General features: G+C 38.4%; 10 protein-coding genes and 1 tRNA gene. 9 read left to right on the top strand and 2 right to left on the bottom strand.

The genetic code is table 11. The features are described from left to right. The first annotated feature begins 302 nt into the window (after positions 1-302). Positions 303-1388 carry a nitronate monooxygenase gene (locus tag JXR81_09980; GenBank protein MBN2755170.1) on the top strand — a complete coding sequence of 362 codons (1086 nt, stop codon included), beginning with the start codon at positions 303-305 and terminating at the stop codon, positions 1386-1388. Here JXR81_09980 and JXR81_09975 read toward each other — a convergent pair. Further along, positions 1385-1954, bottom strand: a complete 570-nt coding sequence (locus JXR81_09975; protein MBN2755169.1) for a hypothetical protein — start codon at positions 1952-1954, stop codon at positions 1385-1387. The two genes, JXR81_09980 and JXR81_09975, sit on opposite strands and share 4 nt — an antisense overlap. Positions 1955-2075: 121 nt before the next feature. Between JXR81_09975 and JXR81_09970 the strand changes: the two genes are divergently transcribed. From JXR81_09970 to JXR81_09960, 3 genes are all read left to right on the top strand, one after another. Further along, positions 2076-3251: a methionine adenosyltransferase gene (locus JXR81_09970; GenBank protein ID MBN2755168.1), complete on the top strand. Its 1176-nt coding sequence runs from the start codon at positions 2076-2078 to the stop codon at positions 3249-3251. A 141-nt stretch (positions 3252-3392) separates the two neighbouring features. Then, complete coding sequence (locus tag JXR81_09965; protein ID MBN2755167.1) at positions 3393-4655, top strand: adenosylhomocysteinase; 1263 nt, start codon at positions 3393-3395, stop codon at positions 4653-4655. 2 nt (positions 4656-4657) lie between these two features. Beyond that, positions 4658-5026, top strand: a complete 369-nt coding sequence (locus JXR81_09960) for a PilZ domain-containing protein (GenBank protein ID MBN2755166.1) — start codon at positions 4658-4660, stop codon at positions 5024-5026. Between the two features lie 56 nt (positions 5027-5082). Here the strand turns inward: JXR81_09960 and JXR81_09955 are convergent. Further along, positions 5083-5157 (bottom strand) — tRNA-Cys (locus tag JXR81_09955). Positions 5158-5363: 206 nt separating this feature from the next. Between JXR81_09955 and lexA the strand changes: the two genes are divergently transcribed. The 5 genes from lexA (at position 5364) to JXR81_09930 (ending at position 11916) form a co-directional block, all read left to right on the top strand. Beyond that, positions 5364-5987, top strand: a complete 624-nt coding sequence (gene lexA, locus JXR81_09950; protein MBN2755165.1) for a repressor LexA — start codon at positions 5364-5366, stop codon at positions 5985-5987. Positions 5988-6022: 35 nt separating this feature from the next. Next, the gene (locus tag JXR81_09945; GenBank protein MBN2755164.1) at positions 6023-8080 is read left to right on the top strand and encodes an AlwI family type II restriction endonuclease; all 2058 of its coding nucleotides are present in this window, start codon (positions 6023-6025) and stop codon (positions 8078-8080) included. A gap of 3 nt (positions 8081-8083) precedes the next feature. Further along, positions 8084-8875 (top strand): site-specific DNA-methyltransferase, encoded by a 792-nt coding sequence (locus tag JXR81_09940; protein MBN2755163.1) that lies wholly within the window; start codon positions 8084-8086, stop codon positions 8873-8875. A 1-nt stretch (position 8876) separates the two neighbouring features. Then, positions 8877-9686: a site-specific DNA-methyltransferase gene (locus JXR81_09935; protein ID MBN2755162.1), complete on the top strand. Its 810-nt coding sequence runs from the start codon at positions 8877-8879 to the stop codon at positions 9684-9686. Positions 9687-10035: 349 nt separating this feature from the next. Then, complete coding sequence (locus JXR81_09930) at positions 10036-11916, top strand: ATP-dependent endonuclease (GenBank protein ID MBN2755161.1); 1881 nt, start codon at positions 10036-10038, stop codon at positions 11914-11916. Positions 11917-12190: the final 274 nt, after the last annotated feature.

Below are 12190 nucleotides of genomic sequence, written 5' to 3'. Positions count from 1 at the left end.
CCTGTTTGGTTTTCTCAGCAAAAACCATTGTAATACAGGTTAGGAACCCCTTTTACTTAAATTACACACAAAAGCATACAACAACCAGGTTTATGCAGCCTTTGTTTTTTTCTGTTTCTGTGGTATAATTAACTTGTAAGTGAAGATTATCTAATGACGGACCCGGAATATTCTTAAATGTTTTAAGAAGAGTTTTAATTCTTCTTTAACTTTTCAGATAATCCTCCCCCGAAAAGAAATCAGATACTTAAGATGTATAAACGAATTTCAAGGGAAACTATTCCCGAAAGTGAGAACAAAGAATGAAGCATCTTCCCGAACTTGTTATCGGAAATTTAAAGATAAGCCCGCCTATAATTCAGGGCGGAATGGGCATTAAAATATCACTTGCAAAACTTGCATCCGCTGTGGCAAATGCCGGCGGGGTGGGCACCATATCAGCGGCCATTAAAAGCGATCATGTTAAAGACAGAAAAAATATTGAAAAAGACGATGCGCTTGATTTAAGGGAATTTATAAGTTATGTAAGGGAAGCAAAAGCCCTTACAAAAGGGATTATTGCCGTAAATATTATGGTTGCGCTTACCAGTTATCCGGCGCTTGTACAGGCAGCGGTAGATGAAAAAGTGGATATCATATTTTCAGGCGCCGGGCTTCCTTTAAACCTTCCAAAACTTGTGGAAGGGTCAGACGTAAAAATCGCGCCTATTGTATCTTCGGCAAGGGTCGCGGAAATAATCTGCAAGACATGGACGTCAAAATATAACAGGGTTCCTGACGCGGTAGTGGTGGAAGGGCCGATGGCAGGCGGCCATCTTGGTTATTCGCTGGAAGAAATAGAAGAAGACGCTATAGCCCCCAAACTTGACGGGATTGTAACAGGGGTAATAGAAACCGTAAAAAAATACAAAGAACAGTTCGGTAAAAAAATACCTGTGATAGCGGCAGGCGGAATATTTGACGGCAAAGACATCGCTCACATGATTAAACTTGGCGCGTCGGGAATTCAGATGGGCACAAGGTTTGTATGCACGGATGAATGCGACGCGGATATCGCGTTTAAAAACGCTTATATTAACGCCAAAAAAGAAGACCTTGTAATAATAAAGAGCCCTGTAGGAATGCCGGGAAGGGCGATAAAAAATGAATTTCTTGAGAAAGCAAAAAAAGGTGAAATTAAGTTTAAATGTTCATACCTTTGCCTGCGTACTTGCAACCCGGCTAAATCGCCGTACTGCATAGCAGACGCGCTTTCAAACGCGGCTAAAGGCGACCTTCAGAACGGTTTTGCGTTTGCGGGTTCAAATGTTTACAGGGTGGATAAAATAGTGTCTGTAAAAGCCCTTATGGATGAACTTGTAAAAGAGGCGGAAGAAAACCTGGGTTAAGTTTTTTTTAAAAGGTTTTTAAATTTCTGAAAACTTTCAAGCACGCGCAGTTCTTCCGTATTCAGGCATATCCCAAAACGTAATTTATAAGAGGCGGTTTTAATCAGAAAAGACCTGCCTAAAAAACCAAATTCCGCTTTTACCGCGTAAAACAAATCTTTGGGTTCAAAGTAATCCACCAGTTTAAATTCCAGAATATCATTACGGGTAATGGTGATTTCCTTAAGTTTTATTATTGCCTTTTTTTTGTAGCAAAAAGTGGTGCCTGATAAAATAATTTCTTCCTTTCCAAACAGCGTCCAAACGGCGGCGCGCGCTATAAACACAAAACCAATTAAAGCATATGCCGCTGTGGTTGCGGTGATAAGGGGGTTTAAATCAATTTTAGAGCCTGAAGAATATAACAGCGTGGCTGCGGTCATTATAAAGATAAAAAAAAGTCCCGCAAAAAAGCCTGTAATAAAAACAGACAGCAAGGCGTTAAACATGGTGTTATAGGCCTTTATTTCTATAATAATTCCGTTTTCTGCCTGCTGAATTTTTATCCTTTCATTCGTGTTTTCCATGACAAGATTATACTATATAAAGCAGGGAAAGCAGGCTTATTTTTTATAGAAATCAAAACAGTGCTGTGCTATAATTCCGTTATTAATTACAGCGTTAAATATATTTTCAGGAGGCAATAATATGGAAGTAAAAGACGGGATTTTTACATCGGAATCGGTAACTGCCGGGCATCCGGACAAAGTGGCGGATCAGATTTCTGACGCGGTTTTAGACGCAATTCTTACGCAGGATCCTAATTCAAGGGTGGCATGCGAAACGCTTCTTGCAAAAGGAATTGTTATAATTGCCGGGGAAATTACCACTACAGCTTCGCTTGATTTTCAGGCGATAGTAAGAAAAACATTAAAAGAAATAGGGTACAATTCCAGGGAAGACGGAATAGACCCTGATGAATGCAATATATTATTATCAGTCAGCAAACAGTCGCCTGATATAAGTCAGGGTGTTACCCGCGCTGAAAATAAAAAAGGCAGCAAAGAAGAGGGAGCCGGCGACCAGGGAATGATGTTTGGCTACGCAACCAACGAAACAGACGTACTTATGCCATGGCCTATAACATATGCCAACAAACTTGTGGAAAGGCTTGAAGAAGTAAGAAGAAAAAAAATAATCCCTTATTTAAGGCCGGACGGCAAATCACAGGTTTCCGTGCGTTATGAAGGCGGAAAACCGGTTGAAGTATCAGCGGTTGTTATTTCCAACCAGCATCAGGAAGTTGATATTAAAAAACTGCGCGTTGATATCAAAAAACACGTCATTGATCCCATAATCCCCAAAAATATGATAACAAAAAATACAAAGTTTCATATTAACCCCACCGGTAAATTTGTGGTAGGCGGGCCGGAAGGCGATACAGGATTGACAGGAAGAAAAATTATTGTTGATACTTACGGCGGAATGGGCAGGCACGGCGGCGGCGCTTTTTCCGGAAAAGACCCTTCAAAAGTGGACCGCTCCGCGGCTTATATGGCGCGTTACGTGGCAAAGAATATCGTGGCAGCAGGGCTTGCTGATAAAGTTGAAGTTCAGCTTTCTTACGCAATAGGCGTCGCGGAACCCACGTCAGTACTGGTAAGCACTTTCGGCACAAATAAAGTGTCAGAGTGCAAAATAGAAGCAGCGGTAAAAGAAGTATTCAGGTTAACCCCAAGAGGAATAAGGGAAACATTGAACCTGCGCAGGCCAATATACAGAAAGACAGCCGCGCACGGACATTTTGGAAGGAACGACAAGGACTTTACATGGGAAGCAACGGATAAAGCCGCTGCATTAAGAAAAGCGGCAGGGCTTAGATAATATATAATTTAGGTTTATGTAGGGACAGCGCTCCTGCGCTGTCCGCGTAGTTGAATTGAATAGAAGAACAAGAACCGGACAGCGCGGGAGTGCTGTCCCTACGAGAACAAAAGATAAAGGAATAAAATTTACGGAGGCGAAATGAAAAAAAATTATGACGTAAAGGACATAACACTTGCAAAAGAAGGCAGAAGAAAAATGGAATGGGCAGAACGTAATATGCCTGTCCTGCGCCTTATAAGGGAAGAATTTAAAAAGACCAAACCGTTTAAAGGTATTAACATGGCGGCATGCCTGCACATTACTACAGAGACGGCTAACCTTTTGTGGACGTTAAAAGAAGGCGGCGCCAATGTGGTTGCCTGCGCTTCAAATCCGCTTTCCACGCAGGATGAAGTGGCGGCGTGCCTTGTAAAAGATTTTGGAATTCCCACTTACGCGATTAAAGGCGAATCAAACAAAGTTTATTATTCGCACATACTTGCAGTGCTTGCTTCAAAACCCGCGCTGACAATGGATGACGGCGCTGACCTTGTTTCCACTATTCACAAAACGCACAGGCACCTTATCCCCGGAATTATCGGCGGCACAGAAGAGACCACAACCGGTGTTATAAGGCTGCAGGCAATGGAAAAAGACGGCAAGCTGGAATTCCCGGTAATTGCCGTAAATGAAGCCATGACAAAACATTTCTTTGATAACCGCTACGGCACAGGGCAGTCCACGCTTGACGGAATAATCCGCGCGACAAATGTGCTTCTTGCGGGTTCAACACTTGTGGTGTGCGGCTACGGCTGGTGCGGTAAAGGCCTTGCAATGAGGGGCGCGGGCGCCGGTGCAAACGTTATTGTAACCGAAGTTGACCCTATTAAAGCGCTTGAAGCCAAAATGGACGGATACAGGGTAATGCCCATGAGCGACGCCGCGGCTTACGGCGATGTTTTTGTGACAGTGACAGGAAATTTAAATGTAATCCGTTCCGAACACTTTAAAAAGATGAAAGACAACGCCATAGTCTGCAACTCCGGCCACTTTAATGCGGAAATTGACCTGCCTGCCCTTGAAAAACTTGCGGTTACAAAGAAAGAAGTAAGGAATATGGTTGTTGAATACAAACTTAAAAACGGCCATAAGATTAACCTGCTTGCGGACGGCAGGCTTGTAAACCTGGCAACGGCAGAAGGCCACCCGGCAATGGTAATGGATATGAGCTTTGCAAACCAGGCACAGGGCGCGGAATACATGGTTAAGATGGGAAATAAACTTAAAAAGAAAGTATACGTGGTGCCGGAAGAAATAGACAGAAAGATAGCGGAAATAAAGTTAAAATCCATGGGCGTAAAACTTGAAAAACTTACCCCAGAACAGGTGAAGTACCTTAACAGTTGGGAAGAAGGAACGTAGCATTGGAAAATTACACGGAAAAAAGAAGGCATCCAAGGGTAAGTTTTCAGGCAAAGGTGGCTTTAAAAGCCGCCGACACCCTTGAAGAAAATGAAGCGGATGACCCTTTAAAAAATGAAATACAGGCAGACAGCGCGGATATAAGCATAACCGGGCTGCAGATAGTTACAAAGAATATATTACCTCCCGGCAGGATGTTAAGAATAGAAATACTGGTACCCGATGAACCCATGCCGGTTGTTACTTTTGGAAGGGTGGAATGGTGCTTCAGCGATTCAAAAAAAGAAGGCATCTGGAAAGCGGGTGTTAACTTTGAATTATTACACCCTGACCATACGAAATTGTTAAAAAGATTAACCGGCGAAAATTAAGCCTGATTTAGTATAAAATAAAAAAAGCGCCCTTTAAGGGGCGCTTTTTTTATTTATGGAGGTGGCGATCGGAATTGAACCGATGAATAAGGGTTTTGCAGACCCGTGCCTTACCGCTTGGCTACGCCACCATTATTTGGCTTAAGGCAGAAGTAATTATAAGGTTTTACAGCCAATATTTCAAGGAAATTATGGGGGAGAATATTGATTATTATGAAAATAAAAAGACAAAAGTATTTAAAAGAAGAGTCATTGATTCGCAAAAAATAGGTAAAGCTATAATTTCAGTTTCGTATAATTAACTTGACTTTTGTTATACGATTTGTATAATAACTTTATGAAAAATACTTTATCAGAATCAGAAATAGAGGCCTTGAGACATATAAGGAATGCCATTATGCGATATGGCAAACCACCTACAGTACGTGCTCTTATGAAATCCCTTGGATTTAGCTCGCCTCGTGCCGTGTCATACCTCCTTGAAAAACTATCTGAAAAGAATATTGTCAAAAGAGGGCCGGAAGGGCTGCGGATAATATCGGATTTTACCGGTGATGAAAGCAGGATCAATACGGTGGATATACCACTTGTAGGAGAGGTATCTTGTGGTTCTCCTATCCTTGCTGAACAGAACGTTGTTGATTCAATTTCTGTAGCAATAACACTTGCAAAACCGCCTCATAAATATTTTATGCTTAAAGCAAAAGGCGACTCGATGAACAAAAAAGGAATCAATTCCGGAGATCTGGTTCTTGTCAGGCAACAGCAAACCGCCAGAAACGGCGATTTGGTTGTGGCACTGATAGATGACGAGGCCACAATAAAGGAATTTCGTGATCTCGGTGATACAGTTGCCTTGTTACCGCATTCGACAAATCCCAAGCATAAACCAATTATATTAGACCGTCATTTTTTAATTCAGGGAGTGGTGCAAAAAATCCTGTCAGGACTGGCTGCGTAGTGGTATGATGTATCATAAATTAAATGGGGAAATTAATGAAAAAAAGAGCTAAAAAAATAAAGGTTAAAAAAGATAAAAACAATTATAAAGAAATGAAATTTCAGACTTTCTGCTGGTCTTTTGGAACAACGAGTTTCAGAGTAAAAGACTTGGCGTACAAGCTTTATAGTCAGTTGGTAATATTAAAAGAATTAAAATTTGAATATCCGGGTAAGACATGGCAGGAATTACAGGGTAAATTCTACGATAAAATGCATAAAGCCGGACTTGCAACCGGAGACGCAAAGCGAAAAGAAAAAGACGCAAGGCAGTTTACATCTTCGCTTGTACAACTTGGACTCACTGATGAAGAGCGAATACCAACCGAAGTCGGAGAAAAGCTTATACGGGTTATCGAGAGCAGTTCTGCTGGAAATGCCAATATTTTAAAATTAAAACCGGAAGCTTTTATTTTTTTTAAACAGATGTTGAAGCTGCGCATGGACTTTAATGGCAGGGATTATAAAGAATTCAAAATCAAACCTTATCAAATAATAATATACATGCTGCTTGTACTTGAATATCTGACTTACGAGGAATTAACTTATTTTGTCCCGCTTTGTAAGACGGTGGAAGAGGCCAATGAGACTATTGGTGCTATTAAAAAGTTTAGAGCGGGCAAACTGACTGTTGAAGTGTTCTTGCGTGGTAAAATTGAGCAGATGACGAATTATAAATCGGCGCTTGATTATTTTCTAAATGAAAAAGTTGATACGGCGGAAAAGTTTGCGGCTATCGGGATAGGCAGGAAAGGAAAAAAATATGATGAAATATACTTCTATATTTATAACCAAATACTTGTTTTTCAATCTTGTAAAACTGATAAAGCTAGGAAAAAGGCTGTTGAAGGATTGTTAAGTCAATTAAAAAAAGTTAAAGATGGCGAGATTAAAAAAAATTGGTCGAAGCTATTGTTTGGTAGCGCTAAACTCAAAAACGGTGAAGATGAAAATATATCAGCACTTGACGGATCCAGAATAGTAAAAATAAAAAACGAAAATGAATTTAAAACAGAATTTTTTTATTTCTTGCACGTAAATAAATGGATTGCAACACTTGATGATTATTTTGATTTAAATAAAAGGTTTTTAAGCCTGACAGAAACCATTGTTTTTGCTGACGGTAAGGCAACTCTTGACATAATACCAAAGGCATATTTCGCGCCAATTGTTGACAAACTCAGGGATGAAACAATTAACTACACCGATAATGATGCCGCCAATTTCGGTAAAGACTTGAATATTGAAGATGTTTATCCGTATTTAATAAAATCCGAGGATGTTCTTAGGAAATCCATAGCAACTTTATATCCGGACTATGATATTTCAAAACCTGCGGCGCAGTATGTTCATGGCAAACGGGTACAGCGTCTGAACAAAATAATACTTGATAAATTCAAACCTGAAGATATTAAGAACATGTTTTTATGGTTTAAAAACCGAAATGATGCCGATATAGCAAGTCACTTTAAAGATTGTGAAGCCAGTATCCCGACCATTTTTGAGTACGTAATGGCAATCATCTGGTATCTTATCAGCGAGAGAAAAGTTGATGTTCTTGAAGCGTTAAATCTGACTTTGGATGTTAATTTATTGCCGAAAGTGCATGCGGCTGGGGGGCAGTCTGATATAGTATTTAAGTACCGGGGATATAATGATTTGCCTGATCACGATTTGCTTCTTGAAGTAACTTTGACAGAGAAGGATAGTCAGAGAAGAAACGAAATGGAACCTGTAAGCAGGCATCTAGGACAGTATTTGATTAGAATTAATGAAAATGCATATGCAGTATTTTTAGCAAACTTTATTGATAATAATGTACTTTGTGATTTCAGACAGAGAAAAACAACTCCGTTTTACGACAACGGTAAATCGGTTCAAGGTCTTAAGATTATACCGCTTGATCTGATTTTTCTTGAAAAAATAGTTGATGAAAATGTCAATTATGACAAACTATTTGCAATATTTGAAAAAGCATATAATGATGGGGAAATGGACGGAGTCCGTTGGTATAATGATAAATTAAACAATGAATTTAATAATTTAAAGGGTTGATAAATGAAAATTAATGTAATTATTCAAGGCGATTGCTTGGAAGTTTTAAGTGGCAAAATAGATAAGGGCACGATAAACTTGGTTTATGCAGATCCGCCATATAATTTGTCGGGAAACGGCTTGAATCTGACAAATAATAAAACGGGTGGAGCGTTTTATAAGGTGAATGAAAAGTGGGACAAGTGGGATACGGATGACTACTTCGCGTTTTCTTTTAATTGGATAAAGGGTGTTTATGAAGTCTTGAAAGAAGGCGGAAGCCTTTATATTTCTTGTTCTCAGCACAATATAGCGGAAATTATTTTAAATGCCAAGCGAGCAGGTTTTAAATTAAACAATATAATTACATGGTATAAGACAAATGCAATGCCAAATATCACGAAGAGGACATTTACACATTCTACTGAATATGTCTGTTGGTTTGTTAAAGGTAAAAAATGGGTGTTTAATTACAATGAAGTAAAGAAATTTAATCCAAATAAGACTAAAGACGGCCAGGATAAACAGATGAGAGATTTTCTTGATTTTATCGAGTTGCCTGTGCTGCAGGGCAAAGAGCGTATAAGAGGCAGCAAAGGAAGGGCGGCACATCCGACTCAAAAACCGGAGAGACTTTTAGAATTAATAATTAAAGCTTCGTCTAATCCGGGAGATGTAGTTTTGGATCCATTCTTCGGGACAGGCACTACAGGCGCGGTTGCGGCTAAATTGGGCAGGAATTGGATTGGAATTGAAGCTAATAGCAAATATGTGAAAATGGCCGAAAAGCGATTGAAAAAAAATAAAGGAGAATAAAATGACAAATGTGAATCTTATTAAAGGTGATGCGTTTAACAAGCTTGATGAGCTTGAGCCAAATAGTTTTGATTTGATATTTGCAGATCCGCCGTATAATTTATCCGGCAAGGGGTTTGTCACATGCAAAAATGGCAAGCCGGTAACATGTAATAAAGGTGAATGGGATCAAATAGAAGATATACATGAATTTAACAGGAAATGGGTTGAAAAATGCGTTCGTGTTCTGAAAGATAGCGGCACAATATGGATATCCGGCACGCTTCATAATCATCCGTCCATAGGTGTAGTACTTAAACAGTTAGGACTTTGGATAATAAATGATATTGTGTGGTTTAAACCAAATGCAACTCCGTTATTACAGACAAACCGCCTAGCGCCATCAACAGAGATTATATGGCTAGCCAGCAAAACGAAGAAGTATTATTTTAACTATGCTTTAGGTAAACAAATAAACGAAGGAAAACAAATGAGAAATCTTTGGACCTTGTCGGCTGAAAGGCATAAAACAAAGCATCCGACAGAGAAACCGGAGAAGCTTATGGAAAGAATTATCCTTCTTGGAAGCAAGGAAGGCGATAATGTGCTTGATCCGTTTATGGGTTCCGGCACAACGGGAGCAGTGGCAAAACGTCTTGGAAGGAATTTTACAGGGCTTGAAATTGATGATGAGTTTTTTAAAATTGCCAAAGCAAGAATCAATCAAGGGCAAATTGGATACAAGAACGATCCAGCAGAGTCAAAGCAAACAGAGTTTGTTTTGAATGAAAAGAGAAAGTTAAAATGTGGCAAGATCAGGGTTGCTGTCTGAGGTGAACGGAAAGAAAAAATATTTCTTGATAACGGCTAATGGTTTACACGGGACATGGACGGCGCTGACGTTAAAAACAGTAAGATGCTTGATTGCACTGAGGGGAAGGATTTCCAGAAAACTATAAAAAGCTATAACAGGGAAAATTTTTGGTTGGTTAAATTTAAGTATGAAAATATAAAGCGGTACGAGGTCATGATTTTTGAGGAAGTTGGTTAAATAGAATGGAACGGTATAATTGTAGTTCAACACTGTACTGAAAAATCCAGTCAAGAAAATTTAACTTTCTACTAATAATATATGATTATTTGTTTGTGTTTGAAAAAGTATAGAGGGGAAGGATGGGAAAATGTTCATTCAGGAAGTAGCTGTGAAAAATTTTCGTGCTATAAAAGATGGTATTTTGGAATGTAATAAATATACTGCTTTGATTGGTAGAAATGGAGCGGGAAAGTCAACTTTTTTACAGGCCATTAACTGTTTTTATGATTTGACTGGTTTGAATCTGAACAATGAAGATTTTTTTAATAGGGATACTTCCCAAACAATAGAAATTCGAGTTACTTTTTGCGGATTAAAAGACTGTGAGGAAGAAGAATTTAAAAAATACATTACAGATAACAAGTTAATTGTAACAAAAAAAATTCAATTCATGGAGAAAATAGTTCAAAGATATTATGCTTCAGAGTTACAACTGCCAGAATTCGCAGAAATTAGAAAAATTGAAGATAACACTGAGCGAAAAGATAAATATAATGAGCTCGCTGGAGCTGGAAACTTTTCAAACCTATCGAAAGTAAAAAAATATTCCGAAGTAGAAAATATTTTTAAACAATTTGAATCCGAGCATCTGGACGATTTGAAGCCGTACGAAAGCGAAGTACAGTTTGGAGGGCCTAAAAATGTTGGTGGGGGAAGGCTTGATAAGTTCACAAAGTTTATTTTAATTCCGGCGGTAAAGGAAGTAAATGACGAACTGCAGGGTAAGAAATCTGTAATTGAAAAACTCATTGATATTATTGTGTTAAAAAAAATAAATTTAAGACCGGAAATCCAGGCATTTAAACAAAAATTTGAAGAAGAGGCTAAACGGGTTTATAGTATTGAAAAATTAACGGAATTGCCGCAATTGGGAAATTCAATATCTGAACTTCTTAAAATTTATATGCCAGAATCGGAATTAAAGCTTAATTGGCGTAACGAAATTGAGGTGCCCGAAGTAACTCCGCCACAACCTGTGGCAACCATGATTGAAGATGAATTTGAAGGAGCTATAAAAAATAAAGGACATGGACTCCAAAGAACATTAATAATTACTTTATTACAATATATAGCTAAATTAGAACAAGAAACCGGCAATTCTGCTGATTTTGACTTAGTGTTGGCGATAGAAGAACCAGAATTATATTTGCATCCAGCGCGTAGCAGATATTTGGCATCTGTTTTTAATTCGATGGTGAGTAGTGAAAAAATTCAAATATTGATTACTTCACATTCACCTCACTTTGTAGATTTAAGCAATTTTGATACAGTGCGGATAATCAAGAAGGCCAACACTGAAACTGAAAAAGTCAAGCATACTGTAGTTACCAAATATTCGAGTGATGAAGCAATTAAGTTGCTTGAAAAAATATGGAATAAACCGAGTGGCAGCTTTACGAGAACGAGTTTTGCGGCAAGAATAAATGATTGTATGAGCATGTTTTCAAATGAAGGTTTTTTTGCTAAAGTAGTTGTAGTAGTAGAGGGGTTGAGCGATCTGGGAATTTTATGGCAGATGCAAAGCGTATTAAATAAAGATTGGCTATCAAAAGGGATTGCAATTATTCCTGGCATGGGTAAAACGAAAATTGACAAACCAATTGTTGTTTTTAAAGGTTTCAATATACCTACATATTTTATTTTTGATGGGGATAAAACTAAGAACGAACAGAGAGACAAGGACTGTAATAAGGCTTTGTTACATCTTGCTGGAGAGTCTCCGGTGGATTATCCACCAACAACTATTAAACCTAATTGGGCGTGTTTTGAAGATGAGATGGAGTCAGAATTAAAGAAAGTGTTAAATGATGAATATGATTCTTTTGTTAAGTTGGCGGCACAAGAGACAACGGATAATCCCATGAAGAATATTGATGGAGCTGCAAAATTCATTGAAATGGTATATTCAAAAGGTAAAAAACTTCCTTTTTTAGAATCGATTGTTGAGAATATTACGCGATTAGTTTAGTAGGTGAAATTGAAGTTGACGTGATTTGTGTGCGACAAGGAATGAAAGAAACCACTCGACACAGTGCGTTGACTCAAGACCTGGATAGAAAAAACACAAATAAAATATAGCGGTAGTGCTATTTGTTCGTAAATAATATGAATTGATGTTAGAATCGGATTTATGATTTTTGGGGGAGAAATGATAAGTTGTACTATAACAGGAACAAAACTGATAATAAAAAAGTAATTAATGGGTTTTCAAGAGTCATAATAAACGTGATAAGATGTAACGG

The organism is Candidatus Goldiibacteriota bacterium, from assembly GCA_016937715.1.
In the GTDB taxonomy this organism is placed as follows: domain Bacteria; phylum Oederibacteriota; class PGYV01; order PGYV01; family PGYV01; genus PGYV01.
The sequence above is the reverse complement of the archived record's forward strand: the minus strand, read 5'-3'. Positions and strand labels throughout refer to the sequence as shown.

Excerpts from the sequence above, each read along its gene's own strand:
- JXR81_09930 (MBN2755161.1), top strand. The coding sequence starts at position 10,036 with ATGTTCATTCAGGAAGTAGCTGTGAAAAATTTTCGTGCTATAAAAGAT.
- JXR81_09935 (MBN2755162.1), top strand. The coding sequence starts at position 8,877 with ATGACAAATGTGAATCTTATTAAAGGTGATGCGTTTAACAAGCTTGAT.
- JXR81_09940 (MBN2755163.1), top strand. The coding sequence starts at position 8,084 with ATGAAAATTAATGTAATTATTCAAGGCGATTGCTTGGAAGTTTTAAGT.
- JXR81_09945 (MBN2755164.1), top strand. The coding sequence starts at position 6,023 with ATGAAAAAAAGAGCTAAAAAAATAAAGGTTAAAAAAGATAAAAACAAT.
- JXR81_09975 (MBN2755169.1), bottom strand. The coding sequence starts at position 1,954 with ATGGAAAACACGAATGAAAGGATAAAAATTCAGCAGGCAGAAAACGGA.
- JXR81_09970 (MBN2755168.1), top strand. The coding sequence starts at position 2,076 with ATGGAAGTAAAAGACGGGATTTTTACATCGGAATCGGTAACTGCCGGG.
- JXR81_09980 (MBN2755170.1), top strand. The coding sequence starts at position 303 with ATGAAGCATCTTCCCGAACTTGTTATCGGAAATTTAAAGATAAGCCCG.
- lexA (MBN2755165.1), top strand. The coding sequence starts at position 5,364 with ATGAAAAATACTTTATCAGAATCAGAAATAGAGGCCTTGAGACATATA.
- JXR81_09965 (MBN2755167.1), top strand. The coding sequence starts at position 3,393 with ATGAAAAAAAATTATGACGTAAAGGACATAACACTTGCAAAAGAAGGC.